The organism is Nitrobacter sp. CN101, from assembly GCF_055390255.1.
Genome location: NZ_AP038833.1, coordinates 677,961 through 701,685 on the forward strand (window position 1 = coordinate 677,961; position 23,725 = coordinate 701,685).

Here is a 23,725-nt window from a genome sequence, read left to right on the forward strand (position 1 = left end):
CTTCGTGCCATCAGCGTCGTTCAATGTCGAGGCGATTGAAGGGTCTCGAAAGGTACTACCGTTCTTCTGACCAATCGCCTTCCAGGCACGGGGCGGGGTTGGTCAGGAGGCGAAGCCTTCAGGAGAACAATGGCCGCTGGCTCGTATTCTCGGGTTCAGGAGCCGGCAATTCTCCGATTTACTTTGAACGCAGCGCCGACGAACTCATCATCGCGCCAGATCAGCTGACAACGCTGCGTTGAGCGGAAGTTATCAAACGAAATGTCAAACTCGGTAGGCAGGGTAGCCAGACCGTTCAGTCGGAGACCTACCCCCTCGTCGGTCGCATCGCGGACGAGGCAAGAGTAAATGCCGACATGCCCTGCGAAGAAAATTAATGCGCCTTGATCGATAACGGATCGCTTCTTCAGGCGACGCGCGAAGAGGTCGCACTCCGAAAGAGCTTCATCTGGCGTCGACATCATAATGGCCGGCTTCCAATTGATTAAGAAACGAAGCCGCCGAGCGTAATATGATCGGTCGACGACTTCGCCAGGGATGGCCCGGGCGAAGGGCAATTGCCCGGTGAGAAGAAGCTTTAGCCTCGCTTAGTCTCCGCGCAATGAAACTCGCGCATTAAGCTTGATATCGCTGCCGAAGGTTAAGACGGGAACTATCTAGGCTCAGGACCCATTAAATCTGTTGCGAGAGGACTGGCGGGTTGATTCAATGGCGATGTTTGGGGGACATCGCCATGGCCGATTTGTTGTTGCTGTCGGAGGCTCAGATGCGCCGGATTGAGCCGTATTTTCCGCTGTCGCACGGGATTGCGAGGGTTGACGATCGACGGGTGATCAGCGGCATCGTCTTCGTCATCAGAAACGGTCTGCGCTGGCGCGATGCGCCGCCCGGCTATGGTCCGCATAAGACGATCTATAACCGGTTCGTGCGCTGGAGCCGGCTCGGCGTGTTCAACAATATCTTTGCCGAGCTGGCACGCAAAGGTGGCAAGCCCTCTCTCCTGATGATCGATGCGACGCATCTGAAGGCGCATCGCACCGCCGCCAGCCTTTTAAAAAAGGACCTGTTCCCCGATGTATCGGGCGCACGAAGGGCGGCTTGAACTCCAAGCTGCACGCCGTCTGCGACGGTCAGGGACGCCCTGTCATCATGCTGCTCAGCGAAGGCCAGATGAGCGATTATAAGGGGGCGGCCTTGATGATCGATGCGCTGCCGCCCGGGAAGCAGTTGCTTGGCGACAAGGGCTACGACGCCAACTGGTTCCGCCAGCCGCTCGCGGCCCGCGGCATCACGGCCTGCATCCCATCGAAGGCCAGCCGCGCAAAGCCGATCGAACATGACCGCATGCTCTATCGCCAACGACACAAGATCGAAAATGCGTTCGGCAGGCTCAAGGACTGGCGCCGCCATCCACACCCGCTACGATCGATGCTCACATACCTTCATGTCTGCCATCTGCATCGCTGCAGCCGTCATCTTTTGGCTCTGATCAATGAGTCCTGAGCCTAGAAGCCTTCGTACCCCCCCCCCCCTGTATCGCTGGCGGTATAAACCCTGGCATCAGGGTAGCCTTTTCGGGATCATTCGGACTTTAGGGGAGGTCGTCGTCAGCATGCGCGAAGTTCCCTTCTAAGGGGCTTTCGCCGTTACCAGATCTGATACAGAATGGGTGAACGAATTCGCGATTGAGATGAGGATGGATCGATGGGCCGGCTGCGGACTGTTTTGCTACTAGCGACCGCCACAGTGGCCGTGTCGACGGTTATAGTTCAAGCGGCGGAAATCGAAATTGAGCGAGGAGCTACCAGGTCCGCCTCATATCACCATCATCACCACATTTCCGGTCGCTGTGATTTCGTTCAAGGCGTACGTGGCAGGAATCCGATGACGGTCCCCTTCTTCGGAGGAGGCTGGAGTAATGGCACTACTTACTTATCTGGATGGCAGCGGTGCACCTGCTGTGATGCGGCTGAGCCCGTGGTCTCCCTGAATTACTAGGTCGGCAATCCCCATCCTCTCGAAATAAACGAGGACTTTGGCACTAGATCGATCGCCTGCCTTGTAAAGGCGCAGCGCCTCTTCGTCGCCATCCAGGAACATCGCCAGCGCGACCTTGCTGACGATCCATTGACCACCACCAACCCTGCGACCAATGCCGTGTTCGATGCACCAGTTGCGGATCGTGCCTGGCGATTTGCCGGCGCGTTCGGCCGCCACATTGAGCGGCATGCCTTCACGCTTGTCACACGGGATGAGCGTCATGCAGACCTCAGGCATGGGCAGCCTCCGACAGAAGGACACCGCCAGCGGCCGGACGAGGGAAGCGTAGGACTGCACCGCTCGGTCGTCTGATCGATGCACCTTCCGCGATGAGTGCAATGACCTCACCGCCTTGCAACAGAAGTAGCAACCCCATGACATCGAACCGGACGGCCGGTCGGTTCGGATGAACGCCGAACAGATCAAGCGTCGTCCAGCCCATCGCGCTCGCGGTTGGTGACCATCGACCAAGGAAGCGCTCGGCGTCATGCAGCAGCATTTCCCACCGATCTGGCGTCATCCAATCGGGGCTCCGTCGCTCTGCCAGCCCTGCCAGAAGTGCATGCCATTCAGCAGGAAATTCATCGCCTGCAATCGCCGCTCGACCTTGCTCAAAAACACGGGTGACAGGGGTGACACGGGTGACACCACGGGCAAGCGACTGATTTGACTCGCCTTTGCCGCCACCCCTTGATTGCACGGCCTGGCACCCCTCGATTTCAAGGGGTGACAGCGATGCGCAGCAAGGGGTGACAGCTACAAGATTGTTTCGACTTGTGTTTTCGAACTTGTCACCCCTGTCACCCGTGTCACCCCTATTTTTCAGCAGGGTTGAGATGTCATTCGCTAGGCCTTCGAAGCTATGCATCATTGTCGGCCTCCAGGAAGCGCGCTGGCAGGTGATAGAGGCGTAGGCGGCTGTGCTCTGGGATGCGGATGACCTTCGCCCGATGACGCGGATTGTCGGTCACGAGCATGCCCTTCTGCTCCAGGATCGCCGCGACCCGGCGCGCATCGAGCCCGCGACACACTTCCTCTTTCCATGCGGTAGTGGTGACGAAGTAGTCCCAGCCGTCGCCAACCTTCTGGCGATAGCCGGCCACGTCGCGCGGCTGAATGCGCTTGTCCTGATCTTCTTCCCAAGCTGGAATGAAGCGGGCCATACCGTTGGCGAGCAGGAACGAGCGAACCTGATCGATGCCCTCACGGGCCTCTGCCGGTTCGATCCCGCCTCGAACGGCAAGCCAGTCATCGAAACACCGTCCGGCAGCCAGGGTTCCGCGCGCGCCTATCGAGCCCGAGGCCACCTTCCTCGTCGGAGTAGGTGCCAATCGTCAGCCGCCGGTCCCGGCCTCCACGGCCGGTGTAGCGGAGCGACCATGTTTTGACGCCGGATGGGTGAACGATCAGCCGCAAGCCGGTTACGTCTCGCAATTCGTAGCGGCGGGCTTCGGGCTTGGCGGCGGCGGCTGTCGCTTTGGTCAGATTCGGACGCATCGGATATGCCTCTTGAGGGACGGACAGGTGGCGGAAAACCGACCGAAACCTTGTGTTTCCTCAAGTGGAACGAAACGTCTCAAATGTCAGCAAGCTATTGAAAATACACAGATTTCGTGCCGCCTTGTGACCCTCTGATACCCTATGCTATCGTGTTCGTAATGATGGGGTCGCGTGTTCGAGTCACGCAAGCGGCACCACTTCCTTCATCGTTCGATCCCGCAGATATCGGTGCCGACGGTCGCCGTCGATACAGGCAGATGTCACCTTGACTTGATGGAGCGCCAATGATCCGTTTCGCCGTCATTTTATCGCTTCTTCCCATGCTCGCTGGCACCGCCGCGGCGTCGGCGCAGATCGCGGCGGAGCACGGCCAGTAACCCAACCGCGGGCTGAGTCTTGTCAACGTGTGTAATCCGGCTACGAGAAACTCTGGCGGATGGCGCATATTTTCTCTTCCGTGCGCTTATGAACGCACTCGTGCGACATTCCAAACATTGCGGTAGGCGGACCAATGCTTGATAGATTGCGGCATTTCATCATCGACGTCATATCGCCCGAAGCACCGGACCATCGATCATTCGATGAAACCGGTTGCAAGCTCGCGGCGACCGCGCTGTTCATCCATGTCATCTCGCTCGACGGCGAGCCGTCCGACGTGGAAATCCGCAAACTACACGAGCTGATCGAAACCCGTTTCGGATTAGATCCCGGCACCGCCAACAAGTTGATCACGTCTGCGACGCTGGCGGAAGGCGAGGCGGTCGATCTTTATCAATTCACCAGTGTGCTGATGCGCTCGCTGAATGATGAAGATCGCTTGCGTATCGTCGAAATGATGTGGGAGTTGGTGTATGCGGACGGCCGCGTCAGCGAATTCGAGGAGAATGTCGTGTGGCGCGCCGCTGATCTTCTGGCCATATCATCGCGCGATCGTATCGAACTCAAGCATCGCGTCGGCAGCAAGAGTTCAGCGCCAGATCCTGCAACCTGATCGGCAGCAGAACTGAGGGTAGCGCGATAGGCTGGCAGGCCCCGTCGTCGTGCCGAGCGTTGATCGTGTCATCTTCTAACCATTCAAGAGTGCAGATTGTGACCCATCCTGTGACATTGATAACAGGCGCTTCCTCCGGGATCGGCGCCGAACTGGCACGGGTGTTCTCCGCGCACGGGCACCGGGTGGCCCTGGTCGCCCGGCGTGCCGACCGCCTCCACGCGCTTGCGGCTGAAATCGTCGCATCGGGCCGCATCTCTCCGATTGTGATCCCCTGCGATCTCGGGGAGGCCGATGCGGCAGACCGGATCGCTGCGACGCTCACCGCCGAGAGCGTAGAGGTCATGTATCTCGTGAACAATGCCGGTTATGGATTGTTCGGCCGCGCCGCCGAACTGGATCGCGCCGATCAGCTTGCGATGATCGACCTCAATATCCGGGCGCTGACGGATCTGACGTTGCGTTTCGTCGCAAGCGTGATCCGGCTGCGCGGCGGTATTCTCAACGTCGGTTCGATTGGAGGATTTCTGCCGGGTCCCGGCATGGCAGTCTATTATGCGTCGAAGGCCTATGTCCTGTCGTTTAGCGAAGCGCTGCGCGGCGAACTCGGTCCCCGCGGCGTCCGTGTCACTGTGATCTGTCCCGGCCCCGTACCATCGGAATTTCAGGCGCGGGCAGGCGTGACGCCCGGTTTCGACTCTGCGATCCTGAATGTTTCCGCCAAGGATGTTGCTCAGGACGGCTACCGCGGCCTTATGGCCAATAAAAGGGCCGTGCTGCCCGGCCTCGGGACCAAGGTGATCCCGTTTCTGCTTCGGTTATTCCCGCGCGACTTCGTCCTGTGGGGGGTGGCCGGCTTCCAAATGCGGAGGCGGCGATCATGACGTCCACCGCCAGCGTCGCCTAAGACCTTCATGTTCTCGAAAGATTCGCGCAGGACGACGGCTTTAGCGCCGATCTGTTCGCGGCCACGGTTGTCTTGAAGAACGGTTCTCTTGAAGGAATCGATGGTGGAGCCAGGCGGGATCGAACCGCCGACCTCGTCATTGCGAACGACGCGCTCTCCCAGCTGAGCTATGGCCCCGTCTGCGATCGGCGGCGAATAAACGGGCGCTGCGACCGAAACGCTGCCATTTACAATCCTCGCCAACGGCAAGTCAAGAACGGCCGAAAACAGCGCGAATCGGCTCTTTAATCCTCATTTGCCCCGCGTTCCCTTGTTTAGCGGGAACCGAAACGGTATTTAGCAGGCTCGCGTTCCAAATTCGAAGCTCGTTGCCGTGGCTGCGTAACAAGGCGAATCTTCGAATTCTAGGGGACACGGGAGACCAATACTCCTAGTGTGGCTGCAATTCGGAGGTTCTCTTGACGGACTTTTGGCAAGGTGAAGGAACATCCGAATTGCAGTCACACCAGATACCGGTGGTCAGATCCTGACATTCGCATCCGGTTTCACCGAGCGTTCCTGCGAATGCCAGAATCGAACACCACTGGCAAATAAGTCGCGAACGTCAAATTCACTCCACTGGTCGTATTCACGATCAAACCCGCGAGCCAATCCGCCATGCGAGCCATACTGGATATCGTCCTTATCATCCTCGACCTCTATGTTTGGCTGCTGATTGCCTCGGCGATCCTGTCATGGCTGATTGCATTCAATGTGGTGAATACCCGCAATCAGTTCGTCGGCGCGGTGGCTGAGTTTCTGGAGCGGATCACCGAACCCCTGCTGGCGCCGATCCGTCGGTTGCTGCCGAATCTCGGCGGGCTCGACATTTCTCCGATCATTCTGATTCTGATCATCCTGTTCATGCAGCGAGTCATCACCTATTACATCTATCCTGCCGTGTTCTGACCGGCGGCCTGATGGAGCCGTGGCGGTATTCTTCGCAGGGCCTCAGCATTGCCCTGCGGGTGACGCCGCGCGGCGGCCGCGACGGGATCGACGGCATTGAAATGTTGGCCGACGGCCGGCCGGTGGTGAAGGTTCGCGTCCGCGCCGTTGCCGACGGTGGCGAGGCCAACCGTGCTGTCATGGCGGTGTTGGCAAAGGCGCTGGGGGTGCGGAAAATCGATGTCCGGATACTTGCGGGAGCGACGTCGCGGCTGAAGCAGGTCGCTGTCGACGGCGACCCCGTTCAACTCGGCAACGCCCTGCGTGAATTGACGGCGGCTCAATCGAAATAGCCCGAACTGAGGATCAGCATGGCGGCCAGTATCATCGATGGAAAAGTCATCGCCGCCGATTTGCGTGCGCAGGTGGCCGGTGAGGTGACGCGGTTGAAGCGTGACCACGGGCTGACGCCGGGTCTCGCCGTGGTGCTGGTCGGCAACGATCCGGCGAGCGAAGTCTACGTCCGCAGCAAGCACAAACAGACCCAGGCCGCCGGCATGGCGTCGTTCGAGCACATGCTGCCTGCGGACGTCGCGCAGGCCGATGTGTTGGCGCTGATCGCTGAATTGAACGCGGATGCCGCCGTTCACGGCATTCTGGTGCAATTGCCGCTCCCCAAGGGGCTTGATACCGAGGCGATCATCGCCGCCATCGATCCGGCGAAGGACGTCGATGGGTTGCATCCCTACAATGCCGGGCGCCTCGCAGGCGGTCTGTCAGCCCTGTCGCCATGCACGCCGCTTGGCTGCATCATCCTGACCAAAAGCGTGCATTCCTCGCTCGAAGGTCTGGACGCCATCGTGATCGGCCGTTCCAATCTCGTAGGACGACCACTGGTGCAGTTGTTACTCAATGAAAACGCCACGGTGACCATCGCGCATTCGCGCTCCCGCAACCTGCCCGAACTCTGTCGCCGCGCCGATCTAGTTTATGCGGCGGTCGGCAAGGCTGAAATGGTGCGCGGCGACTGGCTTAAGCCGGGCGCGACCGTGATTGATGTCGGCATCACACGTGTGCCGACAACCGAGGGCAAAACGCGGCTGATAGGCGATGTTGCATTCGACGAGGCGATGAAGGTTGCGGGCGCGGTGACGCCGGTGCCCGGCGGCGTCGGGCAGATGACCGTGGCCTGCCTGCTGGTCAATACGCTGCGCGCGGCCTGTGCAATCAGTGGGCTGCCTGCGCCGACGGTATGAGCGCCACGGGACCCGTCGTTGCCCGACCAGATCGTTTCTGGGTTAACGGATGCGCGTGCGACGCGAGCTGCGCCGTTCTTCGAAGACCTTGCCGGCGGATGACGCTTGACTACGCCCCTCCGGCCCGTGCGATGCCCTCCAGGATCAGTCTGCGGGCGTCGTCCGCGCTGCCCCAGCGCAGCACCTTGACCCATTTGCCGGGTTCGAGATCCTTGTAGTGCTCGAAGAAGTGCTGGATCTGCTGCAACGTAATATCCGGCAGGTCGCTGTAGTTTTTTACCCTGTCATAACGCTGGGTCAGTTTCGACGTCGGGACGGCGATGATTTTCTCGTCGCCTCCGGCCTCGTCCTCCATCAAGAGCACGCCGACGGGCCGCACGCACATCACGGCGCCCGGCACGATGGCGCGTGTGTTGGCGACGAGGACGTCGCAGGGGTCGCCGTCTTGCGAAAGCGTGTGCGGGATGAAGCCGTAGTTACCGGGGTAGCGCATCGCGGTATAAAGAAACCGGTCGACCACCAGCGTGCCGGCATCTTTGTCCAGCTCGTACTTGATCGGCTCACCGCCGACGGGCACTTCAATGATGACATTTACCTCATGCGGCGGATTAGGTCCGATCGAGATCGCGTCGATACGCATTGGGGCTCCATGATTGAAGAGCGTTGGTTAACACATGGTCGTCATACGCTGGCTTGACGCGCCTATCCATCTATCTTCGAGAAAAGTCTTCCAAAAAACGATGGATGGCCGGGCACAGGGGAGCGCAAGCGATGCCGTTATTCGCCTAGGCGAGCGCAAGCGATGCCGTTATTTCGAATGGCAATGCGCGCCACTGACCGAGAGCTGAAGAATGATGATCGGAGGTCTGGCTTCTAACTCGTCCAGGCGAACGCCATCTTGTCGAGCGACTTCGGCCCGAACCTCTCGGAGGAGCGGGCGACCATGCGGCCACCGAGCGCGCGATAGAATTCCATCGCCGGCTCGTTGTCGGACAGCGCCCAGGTCACCATGCTTTTCAGCCCGCTCTGTATCAAATCGCGCCGCGCCGCGGTGAACAGCCGCCGGCCGAAGCCTAAGCCCTGGAATTCGGGGCGCAGGTAAAGCTCGTAAATTTCGCCTTCGTACTGCAGGCTGCGGGCACGGTTGCGGCCGTAGTTGGCATAGCCTGCAACCTGCTCGCCGAAAACCAGAACACTGATGCGGCTGCCCTTGCGGATCGCGCTGTCCCACCAGTGCGGGCCGCGCCGGTTGATCAGCTTTTCCAGCTCCGCGCCGGGGATGATGCCCTGATAGGCCGAACGCCAGGACTCGTCATGGGTTGCTGCGACCGCGGATGCATCCGCGACCTTTGCCGGCCGGAGTTCGATCAGGATCGTGCTCATGTCCCGATCAAAGCAAGTCGGCGCGCTGTCTTCAAGGTCCATCGTTAATTAAGGGTTAAAATGTGCATTTCGCACATCACGAGTGCGACGTTTTGTATCGAAAAGGGACAGTCATGGTTGGAGGTATCGTGACGTCTGCAAGGGCAGACCTGTTCAGCTCGACCGGTCCAACAAACGCACGACGGTATCGGAGGAAATAACCGGCACGAGAAAGTTGTTGGTCCGCTCCAACGCACCCGCAAGCTGTCCCGTTTTCTTCGTGCTGTTCGTATTGTCGATGACGATGGGCAGCGTGTTGGCCGCAAACTTTCCTGTTTCATCCACGCCGGCGATCGAGACCGGGGCAACGTCGGTCAACAGCACCACTTTGACGCTGGGGGATCAGCGTTTTGGCAATTCTGCCGCCTTCATCACCTCCCGCGCCGCCTGCTCGCCGCTGTCGCGTGCACCGTGCGCCGTGGAGAAAAAGTTCGGTGAAGTGGCTTCGCCGGCAAAAAACAGTCGGCCATCAACGGGCGCGGCCAGCGCGGCGCGGTCGCCGGCATGCCCGGGCAGGGCGTGGGAGTAGGCGCCTTGCGTGAAAGGATCGCTGGCCCAACGCGATTCCGCGAGCGGCTTCAGCTTGCTGCGAAAACCGGAACCGAGCAGCGCCGCGATCTCGTCGATCGCCTGCGCGGCGAATGCGCCATCGCCGGCGTCTTCCAGTTCGCGCGCGAAGCTGCCGCCGAAAAATCCCTCGATGCAGGGCTGGCCGAACGGGCGCAAGTGATACGTTCCCATCTTCGTCCGCATGGTGGCGCCGCTCAGGTTGCCGTCCTTTGGCACCATGCCTTCCGGATCGTCGAGGGCCAGTATGACCTTGTCGTCGACGCCAAGCGGCAGGCCGGCCGCGGCGTCCACTTTTGCTGGCAGCTCGGGATGGAAGCGGATCGATTCGTTCGCGAGCAGGTTGGTCGGTACGGTGACGATTACCTGCGCCGCGGACAGCTCGCCTTTCGATGTTTCGATACGGATACGCCGGCCGGAATGATCGATGCGCCAAACTCGCGTGTTCAGCACCAGCGGACACGGCTTGGCGTAGGCCGCGATCAGCGCGCCGTAGCCGCGGCGCACCCGCCAGTTTATCCGTGTATCTTCGTAGGTGCTCGTGTCGCGAACCGAGACGCCGTCGAGTTCGCAGCCGTTCACATAGGTCGAGATGGCGTCGATCATCGGATTCCAGCGGTTGCCTTGTTCGAGATAGCGACTGGCGGAGTCATCGGCGTCGTTCTTCGCTGCTTTCTGGAGGCGTTCGTCGAATGCATCCAGCGCCGCGAGGAAGTCCTCGTGCTCGGCCATCGGAAATCCGGCATCAAGGCCGCGCTTGCGCCATGGGGGCGGTGTCTTGTCGATTTCGAAGCCGAGCTTGCCTGCGATCGGAACGAAGGAATTCCTGTCCGCTGAATGCAGCCAGCCGCAGCCGAGATCGAAGACAATGCCGGGGGCGGGGACAATGGTGTGGGCGCGTCCACCGACCCTGTCGCGGGCTTCGAGCATGACGACGGAGAGGCCGGAGTCTTTCAATGCATCGGCCGCGCCCAGCCCGGCGGCGCCGGCTCCGATAATGGCGACATCGATATTGGAGGGGAGATTTCGCGACATCGCAACACTGACTACTGTTTCGGCAGTTTCGCCTTGAGCGCGTAAAGCGCTTCCAGCGCCTCGCGCGGGGACATCTCGTCGGGATGCAGGGATTTCAACGCTTCGATCAATTGAACGGTTTCGCTCGGCGGTGCGGATTCGCCGGCGGCGCGCGCCGGGACCGCAAACAACGGCAGATCGTCCACCAGCGTTCGCACGGTCGATCCGCGATCCTGCGCCTCCAGTTTCGCCAGCACCGATTTGGCGCGCGCGATGACCGACGGCGGCAACCCGGCGAGCTTGGCCACCTGGATGCCGTAAGACCGGTCGGCGGCGCCGGGCAGCACCTCATGCAGAAACACCACCTCGCCGTGCCATTCCTTGACCCGCACGGTGGCGTTGAACAGCCGCGGCAGCTTTGCCGAGAGCGCGGTGAGTTCGTGATAGTGCGTCGCAAACAGCCCGCGGCACTTGTTGGCCTCATGCAGGTGCTCGATCGTCGCCCATGCGATCGACAGGCCGTCGAATGTCGCGGTGCCGCGACCGATTTCGTCCAGGATAACCAGCGCGCGTTCCGACGCCTGATTGAGGATGATGGCGGTTTCCACCATCTCGACCATGAAAGTTGAACGCCCGCGCGCCAGATCGTCGGCGGCGCCCACGCGTGAGAACAGCCGGTCGATGATGCCGATGCGTGCGCGGCGCGCCGGCACGAAACTGCCGGTCTGCGCCATCAACGCGATCAGCGCGTTCTGGCGCAAGAAGGTGGATTTCCCGGCCATGTTCGGGCCGGTGAGCAGCCAGATCTGCCCCGAAGTCTGGCTTGGGATTGGTGACAGATCACAGGCGTTGGCGATGAACGGATGGCCGGCGCGCTTCAGCGCCTGCTCGACCACCGGATGTCGCCCGCCTTCGACAGCGAAGCTGAGTGAGTTATCGACATCTGGCCGGGTGTAGTTCCCGTCGATCGCGAGCTTTGCCAGCGATGCCGCGACGTCCAACTGCGCAAAGGCGTGCGCAGCGTTGCGCAGCTCGTCGCCATTCTGGATTGCCATCTCGGCAAGCCGGTCGAAAATCTCGAGTTCAAGACCAAGCGCGCGGTCGCCGGCATTGGCGATCCTGGCTTCGATTTCACCGAGCTCCGATGTTGTGAAACGCACCTGACCGGCCAGCGTCTGGCGATGGATGAAGGTGGCGTTGAGTGGCGCGCTCATCAATCGGTCGCCGTGCTGCGCGGTCACCTCGACGAAATAGCCGAGTACGTTGTTGTGGCGGATCTTGAGCGTCTTGACGCCGGTCTCCTCGGCGTAGCGCGCCTGCATCGCCGCGACGACGAGACGTGAATCGTCGCGCAGCTTGCGCGCTTCGTCGAGCGCGCTCTCGTAGCCTTCGCGGACAAACCCACCCTCGCGCTTCATCAGCGGCAGGCTTTCGGACAGCGCATCACCGAGTTCGCGCGCGAGATCGCGGGACGGCAACTGCAGCGACTGCATCGCCGCGGCGATGTCCGCCGGTGGATCGGAAAACTCCTCAAGCCGCGCGAGCGCCTGGTCCGCCGCCAGCATACCGTCGCGCAGGCCGGCGAGGTCGCGCGGCCCGCCGCGCCCAACCGAGAGTCGCGCCAGCGCCCGCGACATGTCAGGAGCAGTCCGCAGGATGGTGCGGATGTCGTCTCGTGCCGGGCTGTCGGATGCAAATGCGGCGACGGCATCGAGCCGCCGTGTAATCGCGGCCGTGTCGGTTAGCGGGGCCGCCAGCCGTTGTGCCAGGAGGCGCGATCCCGCCGCCGTCATTGTGAGATCGATGGCGTCGAGCAGTGAACCGCGCCGTTCACCGGCGAGCGTGCGCGTCAGTTCGAGGTTAGCGCGGGTGGCGGGATCGACGGCCATGGTGCTGCCGGACGCCTCGCGTGATGGCGGCGAGAGCGGTGGCCGTTGGCTAATCTGAGTGCGGTCGATATAGGTGACGGCGGCGGCGGCCGCGGTCGCTTCCAGCCGTGACATGGCGCTGAGGCCATCCATGGTAGCGACCGCGAAATAATCGCACAGGCGACGTTCGGCGGTCGCGCTGTCGAACACGTCGCGGGTCAACGGCGTCACCGACGGCAATTCGCGCAGCAGGGCGCTCAGGTCCGGATCTCCATGAAGTGCGTCGGATACGATCACTTCGTTGGGATTGATGCGCGCGAGCGTCGCCCCGAGTTCACCCACCCCGCATTCGGTGACCATGAACTCGGCGGTCGAGATGTCGATCCAGGCCAGTGCGAAGCGATCGCCGCCGGAGGACGCTTGCGCCCTCGCCAATGCCAGCAGGTAATTGTTGGCCTTGGCGTCGAGCAGCGTGTCTTCGGTCAGCGTTCCCGGTGTGACGAGCCGGACCACGTCGCGGCGAACCACGCTCTTGTTGCCGCGCTTGCGCGCTGCAGACGGATCCTCCGTCTGCTCGCACACTGCGACGCGGTGGCCGGCTGCGATCAACCGGTGCAGGTAATCGTCGGAGCGTTCGACCGGAACGCCGCACATCGGAATATCCGCGCCCTGATGCTTGCCGCGTTTGGTCAGGGTGATGCCGAGCGCGCGCGAGGCGATTTCGGCATCCTCGAAGAACAGCTCGTAGAAATCGCCCATCCGGTAGAACAGCAAGAGGCCGGGATTGGCCGCTTTTATTTCAAGGTACTGTTCCATCATCGGCGTAACCCGCGTCGCCTCAACAGGGGCGGCCGGGTTCGGTGATGGCGGCATGGTGCGCTGGATCGTCATGGCGGCGAAGCTACAAAGTTTCGCCGCCGGCTCCTACGGCATTGCGGCGGTCGTGCGCCTTTTCCACGCATCGCTTCGCGTTTAATAGCGCTTGGATCAGGGCACGATTGCCCATGCCCCCACAAGCCGCGGGTAGAAAACGCAATATTCGTCGGAAGCGGCCTCCTGCAAAAGCCGCTGGCGTAGCGTATCGATTTCCACGGTTTCCTCGGTCGCTATTCCCAGCTTCACGATCGCCGGCAGCAGGCTGCGCACAGAATCGACCAGGAAGTCGATCCCCGCCTCGTCGTTAGCGGTCGTTATCCGGGTGAGCCCAGCCATCTGCGGTGTCAAACCTGCGGCACGGAACGTACTGAACAGCGCTACCCCCATATCGAGCTGGCGCCCGCTCCGGCGATAAACTTCACCGACCCAGCCGATACACTGTTGGAAAAACGCCAACGGTGGATGGACCGCTGCCGTACTCAGATCAAATTCAATAAACGACAAGATCGCGCCCGTCCGCAACCGGTTCCGCAGCCCGCTCAGCGCCTCCGCTGGGTTTGCAAGATGGATAAGGATGAATCGGCCTATGACCGCATCGAACTGAGAACAGTCTTCAAGGCTTTCGAGCCTCCCCGGCGAAAAGCTTGCCCAAGGCTTGCCGTCGGCATCGAGTCGCATCCGCGCAATCGCGAGCGCCTCGGTGGCCGGATCGATTCCCTTTACGGTTCCCTCTTGGGAAACAAGGTCTGCAGCAATCAGGGAAACATCACCAGCGCCGCAACCAATATCAAGAACGTGCATCGCTTTTTTCAAGCCGGCGCGCACCAGAAGATCACGCGTGAGATCGGAGAATAACGCTCCCTGGCGGCGAAGCCTCTCAAGTTCTCGGTCGGAATGGCCCAACACATAATCCGTGCGGATATTGCCATCCTGATCTTCGACCGCTGCAGTGCTGGTTTCGGAAGGAGGTGCCGAACAACTCACAATGTCTCCTAAATCTTTAACACCTCTTGCGTCTTATCGTGCCTAAGCTGAGAACAGAGGTAGGCGATGTTGTCGCGCACGATCAGTACATCGCAAGGGCAAATGGCGTTCCTGGAAAATTCAGGGAGCGGCACGCCTGTTGTTTTTATACATGGAAATTCGACCTGTCGTGACGTATTTCGGCATCAATTCGAAACAACGTTGGCGACGACACAGCATATCATCGCGATCGATCTGCTCGGGCACGGGCAATCGGATGATGCGCTGGAGCCGCGACAAGCTTACACCATTCCCGGTCATGCTGCCTCGCTGATCGAGGCTTTACGATCATTGAATGTCACGCGCGCGGCGCTTGTTGGCTGGTCGCTGGGTGGGCATATCAGCCTCGAAATGATCGGACAGGGGTTCGAAGCTACCGGTGTTATGGTGGTCGGAGCGCCGCCCATCAGGCGCGGTATTCTAGGAATGGTCCGCGGCTTTCGAATCCAGCGCGATCTGCTGCTCGCAACCAAAAGCGTCCTGAATGCGCACGAGATCAGCCGATTCGTGCGTGTCTGCGTCGGGGAGAAGCACGCGGCGCAGTTCCACGACACAATCGCTCGCACGGACGGTCGCGCACGCCAGATCCTGGGCCGTGGGTTGATAACTGGGCTAGGCGTCGATCAACGCTGGATCGTCGAAAAGCGGTCAACACCGATAGCCGTCGTCAACGGTTCTGAGGAGCCGTTTGCACGTCTCGACTACGTGGCAAGCATCTCCTACAGGTCACTTTGGGATCATCGCTGCCATATCATCGACGGTGTCGGCCACGCGCCCTTCCTCGAAGCGCCCGAGCGGTTCAATCCGCTGCTATTCCGCTTTCTGAGTGACATCAATTTCAGCCGCGTCGACAATACAACGCAGCGACAAATCTGTAGCGTTGCTTGAGCGCGGCACGCCAAGCATCCCGAGCGCCTGAACCCGGCAAGTCCTTCAGGCCGTCCTTCATCCATCCGATACGTCGGTGAACAGGCCTTTTTGAAAGGCTGGCGCAGTACGATGGGCCTTCAAATGCGTCGAATCGATCGCGCCAGCAGACCATTCTTGATGACGAAGACGATGCCGCTGATCGTCCCGTCGATCGTCACTTCTCGCAATTTCCGTGCGGCGGCGGCGTTGCTGGACTAGGCCCTTTATGTTGCATTGCAACAAGAACCAAAAATTGTCAGGGTGATGTTGCGGAAAGGGGAGCAGAACCGGCTTAAACGGGTTAGATGGGTGATCGGATGACCGCGACGAGACCGACATTCCCCGTTCCGGGGCACGACCATGACCGCTGCGCCGCGGAGGCGATCAGCCACGCGGAGCAAATCTGCGCGCGGCGTGCCCAGAAATTCACGCCTATCCGTCGCCAGGTGCTGCAGGCCCTGCTGTCGAGCCATCGGCCGCTCGGCGCCTATGAAGTGATAGAGGAATTGGCGAAGTCCATGCCGCGTCCCGCGCCGATCACGGTCTACCGCGCGCTGGATTTTTTGATAGCAAACGGCCTGGTTCACCGTATCGAAAGCCGTAATGCGTTCCTGGCCTGCGGGCACGACCACGATGAGAGCGCGATGGTGGCGTTTTTGATCTGCGAGCAGTGCGGCTCGGTCGGCGAAATTCCCGCAAGCCGCGTGGCGCAGAGTCTGAGCGATGCAGCCCGCACCACGGGGTTTACGCCAAAGCTGTCCGTGGTTGAAATTACCGGCACCTGCGCCCATTGCCAGAACGCGCCGTAGTTCGTGCGATTGGGCTCTTGCCGGGGCTACGAGGAACGAGGGTTCTTGACGATGGATGCTTCGCGACCTTGACAGGAGACACTCGTCGCCAATTCGCGGCAACGAATTAAGTGATCATCCGTACATTTTTCGTAAATTTTTCAGTGACTTAAATGCTTGCCAGCGAATTGTCGGCTTTTGTGTTCATAAGTTCTTTGTTTTGGTGTGGGACTGGCTATCTCATGCCGGGGATGCGGCTTTCGGGCATTGCAGCGTTGTTAAGCAATGCCTGCCCTGGCTCGAAACAGCTCTCTTACTCTCCATTGATCCGTTGCTGGATGTTACAAAAACCTGATATTTGAGCCCCATGAACAAGTTCGAAAGTCCGTCGGAGATCGACGTCGCAGGCCCAAGCCCGCGGCACACAACCACGCAAGTGATGGTCGGCAATGTCGCCGTCGGCGGTGGCGCGCCGATCGTGGTGCAATCGATGACCAACACCGACACCGCCGATGTCGAGGGCACGATCGCCCAGGTCGCAGCCTTGTCGCGCGCCGGCTCGGAAATGGTCCGCATCACGGTGGATCGCGACGAAGCCGCCGCCGCCGTGCCGCATATCCGCGACGGCTTGCGCAAACGCGGCATCACCACGCCGCTGATCGGCGATTTCCACTATATTGGCCATAAGCTGCTGGCCGAACATCCGGCCTGCGCGGAAGCGCTCGACAAGTATCGCATCAATCCGGGCAACGTCGGCTTCAAGAACAAGCGCGACAGCCAGTTCACCGACATCGTCGAAATGGCGATTAAGTACGGTAAGGCGGTGCGGATCGGCGCTAACTGGGGCTCGCTCGATCAGGAACTGCTTACCAAGCTGATGGAAGAGAACGCCAATTCGGCGGCGCCGCGCGATGCCCGGGCGGTGACCCGCGAGGCGATGGTGCAGTCGGCGCTGTTGTCGGCCAAGCGCGCCGAGGAGATCGGCCTGCCGAAGAACAAAATGGTTCTATCGGCGAAGGTCTCGGCGGTGCAGGATCTGATCGCCGTCTACCAGACGCTGGCGTCGCGTTCGGACTACGCGATCCATCTCGGCCTCACTGAAGCCGGCATGGGCTCGAAAGGTATTGTCGCCTCAAGCGCCGCGCTTGGCATTCTGCTCCAGCAAGGCATCGGCGATACCATCCGCATCTCGCTGACGCCCGAGCCCGGCGGCGACCGTACGCTGGAAGTTCAGGTCGCGCAGGAACTGTTGCAGACCATGGGCTTCCGGACCTTCGTGCCGCTGGTTGCGGCATGTCCCGGCTGCGGGCGCACCACCTCGACCACGTTCCAGGAACTGGCGCGATCGATCCAGGATTTCATCCGCGACGAAATGCCGAACTGGAAGGCGCAGTATCCCGGCGTGGAGCAGCTCAACGTCGCGGTCATGGGCTGCATCGTCAATGGTCCCGGCGAATCCAAGCACGCCGATATCGGCATCTCGTTGCCCGGCACCGGCGAGGCGCCGGCGGCGCCCGTCTTCGTCGACGGCAAGAAGTTCAAGACCTTGCGTGGGCCGGCGATCGCGCAGGACTTCAAGGCGCTGGTGATCGATTACATCGAGCAGCGCTATGGTAACGGCGCCAAGGCGCGGGCCGAAGCGGTGAGTGCCGCGGAGTAGGCCACCTCCTGAATTACGTGAGATAAATATGCGGGCTTCTCAGCCGGCATATTTTGATGGAGCGCGGCGTCGTATTCCTTACAGCGGCGTATTCTTTTCCCGGTTGTTGACGATCGCCTCTTCCAGATCGAGATCGCGCTCGATCCGGCGGCGGGTCTCGTCGGTGATCTTGCCCTCGCGCAGCAGCCTGTGCAGGTGCGCGCGCTCGATGGTGATGATTTCCCGCACCATGGATGCTCCCTTCGTCGCCGGCGAATGTTCGTCGCCCTCGCGCGGCGGCTCGGGCAACGCCCGCATCCGGGTTTCGTGCCGCGCCTCGAGAAACCTGGCGAGGCCTTCGGGCAGCTTGCGTTCGGCGATGATGGTGTCGAGGGCACCTCGCGCGGCCTCGAGAATGCTGCGCCGCGCCGCGATCTCGGCTTCGCGTTCATTCAGCGCTTCACGGTGGCCGTGCTGCGAAATGCCGAGCAGGTTGACGACAGGCGGTAGCGTCAGGCCGATGCCGAACAGCGTCGCGAAGATCACGCCGAAGCTCGTCAGCTGAATGAGGTCGCGGTAGGGAAACGGCTCGCCGTCCGGAAGCGTCAGCGGCAAAGCGAGGGCGACCGCGAGCGACACCGCGCCGCGAATGCCGGTGAAGCCGATGACGGCGACATAGCGCCACGGCGGCGTCGGATCGCGCCGCCTGACCCGCGCGCTTAGGATGCGGGTCAGGAAGGTGGCCGGAAACACCCAGATGAATCGCGCGGCGATTACGATGGCCGAAGTCAGTGCGATCGCCACCAGCACCTCGCTGATCGGAACCGCCTTGGCCTTCTCCATCAGCACCCGGACCTCGAATCCCATCAGCAGGAACAGCACGCCCTCGATCAGCCAGATCGCGAGATCCCAGAAGAAGATGCCCTGAAGCCGCGTTGCCGCCGAGATCAGCAGCGGTCCGTTCCAGCTCACGTAAAGTCCCGCGGCGACGGTGGCGATGACGCCGGAGCCGCCGAGATGTTCGGGAACCCAATAGGCGAGATAAGGCGTAAGCAACGACAGCAGGATTTCCACCCGCGCGTCATGGGCCCACTGGCGCAGCCGCAGGCTGAGCCAGCCGACAATGATGCCGAACGCGATTTCGCCGAACAGGATGAGGATGAACGATCCGGCGGCGGATGGCAGCGAAAACGCGCCGGTCGAGACGGCCAGCACCGCGAAACGATAAAGAATCAGCGCGGTGGCGTCGTTGGCGAGGCCTTCGCCTTCGAGGATGACGAGAATCCTGTGCGGCAGGTGCAGCCGTTTGGCGATGGCGAGCGGCGCCACGACGTCGGGCGGCGAGACGATGGCGCCGAGCACGAAGCCGACGCCCCAGGGCAGCCCGAGCAGCCAGTGCGTCGCGGCGGCGACCGCACAGGTTGTAAAAATGACGCAGCCGATGGCGAGCAGGGCGATCGGCCGCAGGTTGGATTTGAACTCGCGCCAGCTCATGGAAACGCCGGCCGAATAGATCAGCGGCGGCAACACCATCAGCAGCACGCTCTCCGGCTGCATTTCGATGGGCGGAAAGCCCGGCACGAAGGCCAGCATGATGCCGACCATTAGAAATACGATGGCCGGCGCCGTCACCAGCCGCCGTGCCAGCGCGGCCGATGCGGCCATCACGGTAAGAACGAGCAGGGATGTCAGGAAGGTTTCGGTCATGCCAGCGGATGGCTCCTGGGCCGAGAGCGTAATGGACAGAGCTTGACCGCAACCGCAAGGATATTCTGATTGTCCAGCCGCCGGGCGGGATCGCCGGAAACCGCCCGGAAGGAACGATTAGACGTGCCCCCATGATCTTGCTTGGTGGCGCGGCAATGTCCAGATCTGCAACTGTTTACCCGCGTGATGCCGGTCAGATTGCGCTCGCCGCGATATTGACCATCAGCGCCAGCAGCGCGGTGTTGTAGAAGAACGAGATCACGCCATGCGCCGTCGCGGTGCGGCGGATGATCTTGTCGGTAATGCCGACATCGGACACTTGCGCGGTCATCCCGATGACGAATGAGAAATAGACGAAATCCCAGTAGTCTGCGTCTTCGCGCTGATCGCCGCTCGGAAATTGCAGACCTCCGGGTTTGTTCCCGCGATAGTATTCGTGCGCGTAATGCAGAGCGAAGGTGGTGTGCACGGCCGCCCAGGACAGCGCGATAGTCAGCATCGCGAGTGTCAGGTCGAGGGCGCTATGGTTATGCGCGCCAAGCTCGAACACGATCGCTGCAATGCTGGCGAACGCACCGATTGCGGTCATCAGCAAAATCACGAAGCGGCCGTCGTCCTGAATCCGGGCATTTCGACGGATGTGGGCGGCACCGCTGCCGAATACCACGGTGAAGACCAGAAGGAGATAGAACGCGGCGAAGACGTCCCAGCCGATCAGGAGCCGGGGGACGAGCCGCACATTGTCGGGGATTAGGAAGCTGGCGACAACGCCGATCGCGATGGCCATGAAGGTTCGCCGTCGGGCGTAGATCACGCGCGCCGGCGCGGGCATTTTCCTGAAGCGAAGCAAGAACGGATCGTCATCGTCCTTGCCCGCCATGGCGGCTTCAGCTCTTGCGGTCGGCGACGAAGTGCGCGGCGGCGCGCAGCACGTCACCGCGTGGACCAAACACAGACAAAGCCTCATCCGCCTTCGCCAGAAGGTCCCGAACGCGTTTCTTGGCGCCGTCGATGCCGAGTTGGGTGACGAATGTGGTCTTGCCGAGCGCCGCGTCGGCGCCGGCCGGCTTGCCGAGCGCCGCCGCATCGCTTTCGACGTCGAGAAGGTCGTCGGCGATCTGGAAGGCTTCGCCCAGCGCGCGACCGTAAGCGTCGAGTGCCTGATAATCTTTTTGCGAGGCCTGGCCGAGCAGCGCGCCGGCGATGCAGCCGAAGCGGAGCAGCGCGCCCGTTTTCATCTGCTGCACGCGCGCCACGTCGACCGGCTCGCGGTCGCCGAAGCGGCCTTCACCGGCGAGATCGAGCAGCTGCCCGCCGACCATGCCGCCAATGCCGGCAGCGCGCGCCAGCGCGCGCGTCAGCAACAGGCGAACGGCTGGATCTTTATGGACCTCGTCGCGGGTGATGATGTCGAAGGCAAGCGTCAGCAGACCGTCCCCGGCGAGGATTGCCGTGGCATCGTCGGTGGTCTTATGCAGAGTTGGCCGCCCCCGGCGCAGGTCGCTGTTGTCCATCGCCGGCAGGTCGTCATGAATCAGCGAATAACAATGGATGCATTCGAGCGCTGCGCCGGCCAGCAGCGCCGCGTCGCGCGGAACGCCGAATACGGCCGAACTTTCGACCACGAGAAACGGCCGCAGCCGCTTACCGCCGCCGAGCGAGGAATAACGCATGGCGTCCATCAGCCGCTTCGGGCGCGCGATCTCGTCGGGCAGAGGGCTGTCGGATAGCAATTTTTCCAACAGGGCCTCGGTCTCGTCCGCCGTCGTGTCAAGGCGCTTTGTAAAATCAGCGGATGAAAGTCCTGACGTCATCAAAATGGCTCCAAGAACAGAAAAGGGCACCGAGACTGCAAAGGTTTGGCGAGGTCGATTTTTGCGGGACAATCCTTCATGGTGTCGGCTTCGTCAATTCCGGCCAACCGACAATCTGCTGCCTGGTCGCGGTGATCCGACAGAAGGAGTTTTCAATGCCTTCTTACGCCGGCTTCGGTGTAATTAACGGTGATGTTGTGAATCCCCTCCGTCACGGACGAGGTGAACCCGTTCGCCGATCGATTGAAGGCGTTGCAGCCTGATGCGGCGGGCGATCCGTATCGTGGTGCTCTCTGTCACTGGCCTGCTGCTGTTGCCTTATTTGCTGACGCCACTGTATCGGATCGGCCATCCGGTCTCGACGCTGATGATATGGCGCACGCTCTCAGGCGCCCCGATGTCGCGGCAATGGATCGATTTTTCCGCGCTTCCTTCGGCGTTGCCGCGCTCCGTGGTCGCGTCGGAAGATGCAAAGTTCTGCAGCCATCACGGCATCGATTGGGATTCGCTACGGGATGTGCTCGACGATGCCGAGGACGGCGAGTTCAGGCGCGGCGGCTCGACCATCACTCAGCAAGTGGCAAAAAACCTGTTCCTCTGGCCCGGACGCAGCATGGTCCGCAAGGCGTTGGAATTTCCGCTGGCGATGTGGATCGATGCGGTACTGCCCAAGCAGCGGATTCTCGAAATCTATCTGAATATCGCGGAATGGGGGCCGGGTGGCCAGTTCGGTGTCGAAGCAGGGTCCCGCTATGCCTTCGGGCGATCCGCAGCAAGCCTAACGGCGCGGGAAGCGGCGCTCTTGGCTGCGATTCTGCCTAATCCGGTCCGGCGTAGCGCCCGAAGGCCCGGCCCGGGGGTTCGCCGGCTGGCCGGGACCTATATGGTCCGGGCCAGGGCATCCGAACTGCGCAGTTGCTGGCACGGCGATCGTGGCCTATAAGGCCGGGCTTATCAGCATTCAACTCGCGCGTTCGGGACTCGCCGCGCCTGCCCATTGGCGTTTCGAGACGGAACTCGACAACCTCCTGTAAGGACACGGATATGGCCGTTCCAAGAAGAAAGACATCGCCGTCACGGCGCGGCATGCGCCGTTCGGCGGATGCGCTCAGCAAGCCGACCTACGCTGAGGACAAGGATTCCGGCGAACTGCGCCGTCCCCACCATCTCGACCTGAAAACCGGCATGTACAAGGGCCGGCAGGTTTTGAAGGCCAAGAGCGACGCCTGAGCCCAAGCCTGATCAGGCTTGCGGTCCGGAACAGGCGCCAGGGCGGAGGAATTCGGCACGCGGTTCTCGACCCTCCCGCTTGAATGAAGGAGGCCTTGGTGATGTCCGTGATCGGTTTCCCTCTGCTCCTGATTCCTCTGGCGATCTGCAACATCATCGTCTTCCTGATGCCGGGCGTCCTTTTGACGGAGCCCGTTCTCACCGTGACCTTGATGTCGGGTGTGCTTTGGCCGGTGACGCTCGGGGACACGCTGCTCGCGCTCGGCATCGTCCTGTTGCTGTTCGAAATTATCAAAGGCGTGCGCCCCGGTGGCAAGTATCTCACCGACCATCTGCTGTCGCTGGTGGTGTTCGGGGGCGCCGCTGCGGAATTCGTGATGCTGCCGCAATTCGGTTCGTCGACCTACTTCATGCTGACGCTGCTGGCGCTGGTCGATCTCCTCTCTGGTTTCGTCTTGCGGGCGCGGCGGCCTGCCCGTGCGGTCGCCGGACCGTTGCAAGGAGCGGCAGAGGCCGAAGCGTGTGAACCGCGCTTCGATCCGGCACCTGCATCCATGGCGACATCGGTTTCGTCGCCGGAGCCCGCCGACGCACCAGCGGCCGTTGCCGAACCGGTCCTGGAGAATGTCCCGCCGATCGTTCATGGCGAGACTGCCGGAGCCGAACGGCATCCGGACGTTCCGGGTCCTCGCATCCAGCCGGGCAGCGAAATGCCGATGCCTTCTGATCAGTCCCGCCGCTAGCGTGTAATGATCGGCCCCACGGGGGGCGGATTGCTCTGGATTGTCGCTGTTAGCGTTTTCGAGCGAAGCATGTCCTCGGGCTTCACCCGAGGATGGATACCGGTTCGCGTGAAGAGAACGCGTCCGATCATGGAACCACGCTCCTGATTCCATCAGAACGGAAAGGCTGGAGGCTCAGATGACGCGCAGTAGCCGCGGACCAGACTGTGCGCCCGCTTGATTCCGCTCGCTGGTTGAATGATAGGCTGCCTGCGCAACCTGCGGCGTCGCGCGGCGGAATATCCGCGTCTGTGGACTATGCTCCGCGACGGCGATCAGTTGCGTGACAAAGAACGCGTCATGGCGTGCTGTGGAACGCCGAACCAGCCGACGCTCCACAGGCGCGACGGCCAATATCGGCCCGGGGCTCGGAGACTTTGTCGTGCCGCTGTGGTCCCGTCCGGGATTGGCAGCGATTCCAGATATCCGGCCCGTTCCTGCGATCGTCATCGTTCATGCAGCCTG

General features: G+C 61.4%; 27 protein-coding genes, 1 tRNA gene and 1 pseudogene. 13 read left to right on the forward strand and 16 right to left on the reverse strand.

The window, feature by feature from the left end; all coding sequences use genetic code 11:
• Positions 1 to 155: 155 nt before the first annotated feature.
• On the reverse strand, positions 156 to 461 hold the full coding sequence (locus ACZ5IL_RS03215) for a hypothetical protein (RefSeq protein WP_464595143.1): 306 nt from the start codon (positions 459 to 461) through the stop codon (positions 156 to 158).
• A gap of 272 nt (positions 462 to 733) precedes the next feature.
• On the opposite strand from ACZ5IL_RS03215, the pseudogene ACZ5IL_RS03220 reads away from it, so the two are divergent.
• Positions 734 to 1,489, forward strand: a pseudogene (locus ACZ5IL_RS03220) (IS5 family transposase).
• Positions 1,490 to 1,932: 443 nt separating this feature from the next.
• On the opposite strand, the gene ACZ5IL_RS03225 reads toward ACZ5IL_RS03220, so the two are convergent.
• The 4 genes from ACZ5IL_RS03225 to ACZ5IL_RS03240 all read right to left on the reverse strand — a co-directional run bounded on the left by ACZ5IL_RS03225 (position 1,933) and on the right by ACZ5IL_RS03240 (position 3,537).
• The gene (locus tag ACZ5IL_RS03225) at positions 1,933 to 2,277 is read right to left on the reverse strand and encodes a hypothetical protein (protein WP_464595144.1); all 345 of its coding nucleotides are present in this window, start codon (positions 2,275 to 2,277) and stop codon (positions 1,933 to 1,935) included.
• Positions 2,270 to 2,560 carry a hypothetical protein gene (locus tag ACZ5IL_RS03230; RefSeq protein ID WP_464595145.1) on the reverse strand — a complete coding sequence of 97 codons (291 nt, stop codon included), beginning with the start codon at positions 2,558 to 2,560 and terminating at the stop codon, positions 2,270 to 2,272. Before ACZ5IL_RS03230 ends, ACZ5IL_RS03225 begins: the two co-directional genes overlap by 8 nt.
• Positions 2,561 to 2,900: 340 nt before the next feature.
• On the reverse strand, positions 2,901 to 3,347 hold the full coding sequence (locus ACZ5IL_RS03235) for a hypothetical protein (protein ID WP_464595146.1): 447 nt from the start codon (positions 3,345 to 3,347) through the stop codon (positions 2,901 to 2,903).
• Positions 3,289 to 3,537 carry an Arm DNA-binding domain-containing protein gene (locus tag ACZ5IL_RS03240; protein WP_464595147.1) on the reverse strand — a complete coding sequence of 83 codons (249 nt, stop codon included), beginning with the start codon at positions 3,535 to 3,537 and terminating at the stop codon, positions 3,289 to 3,291. The genes ACZ5IL_RS03235 and ACZ5IL_RS03240 overlap by 59 nt, the downstream gene beginning before the upstream one ends.
• Positions 3,538 to 4,051: 514 nt before the next feature.
• Here ACZ5IL_RS03240 and ACZ5IL_RS03245 point away from each other — a divergent pair.
• Positions 4,052 to 4,531 (forward strand): tellurite resistance TerB family protein, encoded by a 480-nt coding sequence (locus ACZ5IL_RS03245; RefSeq protein WP_425907886.1) that lies wholly within the window; start codon positions 4,052 to 4,054, stop codon positions 4,529 to 4,531.
• Positions 4,532 to 4,629: 98 nt separating this feature from the next.
• The gene (locus ACZ5IL_RS03250) at positions 4,630 to 5,415 is read left to right on the forward strand and encodes an SDR family NAD(P)-dependent oxidoreductase (protein WP_464595150.1); all 786 of its coding nucleotides are present in this window, start codon (positions 4,630 to 4,632) and stop codon (positions 5,413 to 5,415) included.
• Between the two features lie 124 nt (positions 5,416 to 5,539).
• Here ACZ5IL_RS03250 and ACZ5IL_RS03255 read toward each other — a convergent pair.
• Positions 5,540 to 5,615 (reverse strand) — tRNA-Ala (locus ACZ5IL_RS03255).
• Between the two features lie 480 nt (positions 5,616 to 6,095).
• Between ACZ5IL_RS03255 and ACZ5IL_RS03260 the strand changes: the two genes are divergently transcribed.
• Genes ACZ5IL_RS03260 through folD form a run of 3 tightly spaced genes read left to right on the forward strand, consistent with a single transcriptional unit; the run spans position 6,096 to position 7,621 of the window.
• Positions 6,096 to 6,386, forward strand: coding sequence for a YggT family protein (locus ACZ5IL_RS03260; RefSeq protein WP_011313809.1), 291 nt, complete (start codon positions 6,096 to 6,098; stop codon positions 6,384 to 6,386).
• 11 nt (positions 6,387 to 6,397) lie between these two features.
• The gene (locus ACZ5IL_RS03265; protein ID WP_464595151.1) at positions 6,398 to 6,718 is read left to right on the forward strand and encodes a DUF167 domain-containing protein; all 321 of its coding nucleotides are present in this window, start codon (positions 6,398 to 6,400) and stop codon (positions 6,716 to 6,718) included.
• Positions 6,719 to 6,736: 18 nt separating this feature from the next.
• The gene (gene folD / locus ACZ5IL_RS03270) at positions 6,737 to 7,621 is read left to right on the forward strand and encodes a bifunctional methylenetetrahydrofolate dehydrogenase/methenyltetrahydrofolate cyclohydrolase FolD (RefSeq protein ID WP_464595152.1); all 885 of its coding nucleotides are present in this window, start codon (positions 6,737 to 6,739) and stop codon (positions 7,619 to 7,621) included.
• 109 nt (positions 7,622 to 7,730) lie between these two features.
• Here the strand turns inward: folD and ppa are convergent, their stop codons facing one another.
• From ppa to ACZ5IL_RS03300, 6 genes are all read right to left on the reverse strand, one after another.
• Positions 7,731 to 8,261 (reverse strand): inorganic diphosphatase, encoded by a 531-nt coding sequence (ppa, locus tag ACZ5IL_RS03275; RefSeq protein WP_425907895.1) that lies wholly within the window; start codon positions 8,259 to 8,261, stop codon positions 7,731 to 7,733.
• Between the two features lie 233 nt (positions 8,262 to 8,494).
• The gene (locus ACZ5IL_RS03280) at positions 8,495 to 9,004 is read right to left on the reverse strand and encodes a GNAT family N-acetyltransferase (RefSeq protein WP_079445681.1); all 510 of its coding nucleotides are present in this window, start codon (positions 9,002 to 9,004) and stop codon (positions 8,495 to 8,497) included.
• A 153-nt stretch (positions 9,005 to 9,157) separates the two neighbouring features.
• Positions 9,158 to 9,367 (reverse strand): hypothetical protein, encoded by a 210-nt coding sequence (locus ACZ5IL_RS03285; RefSeq protein WP_464595154.1) that lies wholly within the window; start codon positions 9,365 to 9,367, stop codon positions 9,158 to 9,160.
• A gap of 18 nt (positions 9,368 to 9,385) precedes the next feature.
• Positions 9,386 to 10,645 carry a flavin monoamine oxidase family protein gene (locus ACZ5IL_RS03290; RefSeq protein ID WP_464595155.1) on the reverse strand — a complete coding sequence of 420 codons (1,260 nt, stop codon included), beginning with the start codon at positions 10,643 to 10,645 and terminating at the stop codon, positions 9,386 to 9,388.
• 11 nt (positions 10,646 to 10,656) lie between these two features.
• Positions 10,657 to 13,383: a DNA mismatch repair protein MutS gene (mutS, locus tag ACZ5IL_RS03295; protein WP_464595156.1), complete on the reverse strand. Its 2,727-nt coding sequence runs from the start codon at positions 13,381 to 13,383 to the stop codon at positions 10,657 to 10,659.
• 96 nt (positions 13,384 to 13,479) lie between these two features.
• Positions 13,480 to 14,274 (reverse strand): class I SAM-dependent methyltransferase, encoded by a 795-nt coding sequence (locus tag ACZ5IL_RS03300; protein WP_464596794.1) that lies wholly within the window; start codon positions 14,272 to 14,274, stop codon positions 13,480 to 13,482.
• Positions 14,275 to 14,454: 180 nt separating this feature from the next.
• On the opposite strand from ACZ5IL_RS03300, the gene ACZ5IL_RS03305 reads away from it, so the two are divergent.
• From ACZ5IL_RS03305 to ispG, 4 genes are all read left to right on the forward strand, one after another.
• Positions 14,455 to 15,279 (forward strand): alpha/beta fold hydrolase, encoded by an 825-nt coding sequence (locus ACZ5IL_RS03305; protein ID WP_464596795.1) that lies wholly within the window; start codon positions 14,455 to 14,457, stop codon positions 15,277 to 15,279.
• Positions 15,280 to 15,617: 338 nt separating this feature from the next.
• Positions 15,618 to 16,109 carry a Fur family transcriptional regulator gene (locus ACZ5IL_RS03310; RefSeq protein ID WP_464596796.1) on the forward strand — a complete coding sequence of 164 codons (492 nt, stop codon included), beginning with the start codon at positions 15,618 to 15,620 and terminating at the stop codon, positions 16,107 to 16,109.
• A gap of 55 nt (positions 16,110 to 16,164) precedes the next feature.
• On the forward strand, positions 16,165 to 16,443 hold the full coding sequence (locus tag ACZ5IL_RS03315) for a hypothetical protein (protein WP_464595157.1): 279 nt from the start codon (positions 16,165 to 16,167) through the stop codon (positions 16,441 to 16,443).
• Between the two features lie 12 nt (positions 16,444 to 16,455).
• A complete protein-coding gene (ispG, locus tag ACZ5IL_RS03320) occupies positions 16,456 to 17,748 on the forward strand; it encodes a flavodoxin-dependent (E)-4-hydroxy-3-methylbut-2-enyl-diphosphate synthase (RefSeq protein WP_464595158.1) in 1,293 nt (430 codons plus the stop codon).
• A 78-nt stretch (positions 17,749 to 17,826) separates the two neighbouring features.
• On the opposite strand, the gene ACZ5IL_RS03325 is transcribed toward ispG, so the two are convergent.
• From ACZ5IL_RS03325 to ACZ5IL_RS03335, 3 genes are all read right to left on the reverse strand, one after another.
• Positions 17,827 to 19,434, reverse strand: coding sequence for a Na+/H+ antiporter (locus ACZ5IL_RS03325; protein WP_464595159.1), 1,608 nt, complete (start codon positions 19,432 to 19,434; stop codon positions 17,827 to 17,829).
• A 193-nt stretch (positions 19,435 to 19,627) separates the two neighbouring features.
• Positions 19,628 to 20,314, reverse strand: coding sequence for a DUF1345 domain-containing protein (locus ACZ5IL_RS03330; protein ID WP_464595160.1), 687 nt, complete (start codon positions 20,312 to 20,314; stop codon positions 19,628 to 19,630).
• A gap of 7 nt (positions 20,315 to 20,321) precedes the next feature.
• On the reverse strand, positions 20,322 to 21,248 hold the full coding sequence (locus ACZ5IL_RS03335) for a polyprenyl synthetase family protein (protein WP_464595161.1): 927 nt from the start codon (positions 21,246 to 21,248) through the stop codon (positions 20,322 to 20,324).
• A gap of 262 nt (positions 21,249 to 21,510) precedes the next feature.
• Here ACZ5IL_RS03335 and mtgA point away from each other — a divergent pair, with 262 nt between their 5' ends.
• The 3 genes from mtgA to ACZ5IL_RS03350 all read left to right on the forward strand — a co-directional run bounded on the left by mtgA (position 21,511) and on the right by ACZ5IL_RS03350 (position 23,221).
• Positions 21,511 to 22,191 (forward strand): monofunctional biosynthetic peptidoglycan transglycosylase, encoded by a 681-nt coding sequence (gene mtgA / locus ACZ5IL_RS03340; RefSeq protein WP_464595162.1) that lies wholly within the window; start codon positions 21,511 to 21,513, stop codon positions 22,189 to 22,191.
• Between the two features lie 101 nt (positions 22,192 to 22,292).
• The gene (gene rpmF / locus ACZ5IL_RS03345) at positions 22,293 to 22,478 is read left to right on the forward strand and encodes a 50S ribosomal protein L32 (protein WP_464595163.1); all 186 of its coding nucleotides are present in this window, start codon (positions 22,293 to 22,295) and stop codon (positions 22,476 to 22,478) included.
• Positions 22,479 to 22,579: 101 nt separating this feature from the next.
• Entirely contained in the window at positions 22,580 to 23,221 is a 642-nt protein-coding gene (locus ACZ5IL_RS03350; protein WP_464595164.1) for a hypothetical protein, read from the forward strand.
• Between the two features lie 174 nt (positions 23,222 to 23,395).
• Here ACZ5IL_RS03350 and ACZ5IL_RS03355 read toward each other — a convergent pair whose 3' ends face one another.
• The gene (locus tag ACZ5IL_RS03355) at positions 23,396 to 23,710 is read right to left on the reverse strand and encodes a hypothetical protein (RefSeq protein ID WP_464595165.1); all 315 of its coding nucleotides are present in this window, start codon (positions 23,708 to 23,710) and stop codon (positions 23,396 to 23,398) included.
• Between the last annotated feature and the right edge of the window lie 15 nt (positions 23,711 to 23,725).

Bases quoted from the DNA above. Each gene is read 5' to 3' on its own strand.
- ACZ5IL_RS03215 (WP_464595143.1), bottom strand. From the start codon at position 461: ATGTCGACGCCAGATGAAGCTCTTTCGGAGTGCGACCTCTTCGCGCGT.
- ACZ5IL_RS03225 (WP_464595144.1), bottom strand. From the start codon at position 2,277: ATGCCTGAGGTCTGCATGACGCTCATCCCGTGTGACAAGCGTGAAGGC.
- ACZ5IL_RS03230 (WP_464595145.1), bottom strand. From the start codon at position 2,560: ATGACGCCAGATCGGTGGGAAATGCTGCTGCATGACGCCGAGCGCTTC.
- ACZ5IL_RS03240 (WP_464595147.1), bottom strand. From the start codon at position 3,537: ATGCGTCCGAATCTGACCAAAGCGACAGCCGCCGCCGCCAAGCCCGAA.
- ACZ5IL_RS03245 (WP_425907886.1), top strand. From the start codon at position 4,052: ATGCTTGATAGATTGCGGCATTTCATCATCGACGTCATATCGCCCGAA.
- ACZ5IL_RS03260 (WP_011313809.1), top strand. From the start codon at position 6,096: ATGCGAGCCATACTGGATATCGTCCTTATCATCCTCGACCTCTATGTT.
- ACZ5IL_RS03265 (WP_464595151.1), top strand. From the start codon at position 6,398: ATGGAGCCGTGGCGGTATTCTTCGCAGGGCCTCAGCATTGCCCTGCGG.
- folD (WP_464595152.1), top strand. From the start codon at position 6,737: ATGGCGGCCAGTATCATCGATGGAAAAGTCATCGCCGCCGATTTGCGT.
- ppa (WP_425907895.1), bottom strand. From the start codon at position 8,261: ATGCGTATCGACGCGATCTCGATCGGACCTAATCCGCCGCATGAGGTA.
- ACZ5IL_RS03280 (WP_079445681.1), bottom strand. From the start codon at position 9,004: ATGAGCACGATCCTGATCGAACTCCGGCCGGCAAAGGTCGCGGATGCA.
- ACZ5IL_RS03290 (WP_464595155.1), bottom strand. From the start codon at position 10,645: ATGTCGCGAAATCTCCCCTCCAATATCGATGTCGCCATTATCGGAGCC.
- mutS (WP_464595156.1), bottom strand. From the start codon at position 13,383: ATGACGATCCAGCGCACCATGCCGCCATCACCGAACCCGGCCGCCCCT.
- ACZ5IL_RS03305 (WP_464596795.1), top strand. From the start codon at position 14,455: ATGGCGTTCCTGGAAAATTCAGGGAGCGGCACGCCTGTTGTTTTTATA.
- ACZ5IL_RS03310 (WP_464596796.1), top strand. From the start codon at position 15,618: ATGACCGCGACGAGACCGACATTCCCCGTTCCGGGGCACGACCATGAC.
- ACZ5IL_RS03315 (WP_464595157.1), top strand. From the start codon at position 16,165: ATGCTTCGCGACCTTGACAGGAGACACTCGTCGCCAATTCGCGGCAAC.
- ispG (WP_464595158.1), top strand. From the start codon at position 16,456: ATGAACAAGTTCGAAAGTCCGTCGGAGATCGACGTCGCAGGCCCAAGC.
- ACZ5IL_RS03325 (WP_464595159.1), bottom strand. From the start codon at position 19,434: ATGACCGAAACCTTCCTGACATCCCTGCTCGTTCTTACCGTGATGGCC.
- ACZ5IL_RS03330 (WP_464595160.1), bottom strand. From the start codon at position 20,314: ATGGCGGGCAAGGACGATGACGATCCGTTCTTGCTTCGCTTCAGGAAA.
- ACZ5IL_RS03335 (WP_464595161.1), bottom strand. From the start codon at position 21,248: ATGACGTCAGGACTTTCATCCGCTGATTTTACAAAGCGCCTTGACACG.
- mtgA (WP_464595162.1), top strand. From the start codon at position 21,511: ATGCGGCGGGCGATCCGTATCGTGGTGCTCTCTGTCACTGGCCTGCTG.
- rpmF (WP_464595163.1), top strand. From the start codon at position 22,293: ATGGCCGTTCCAAGAAGAAAGACATCGCCGTCACGGCGCGGCATGCGC.
- ACZ5IL_RS03350 (WP_464595164.1), top strand. From the start codon at position 22,580: ATGTCCGTGATCGGTTTCCCTCTGCTCCTGATTCCTCTGGCGATCTGC.
- ACZ5IL_RS03355 (WP_464595165.1), bottom strand. From the start codon at position 23,710: ATGACGATCGCAGGAACGGGCCGGATATCTGGAATCGCTGCCAATCCC.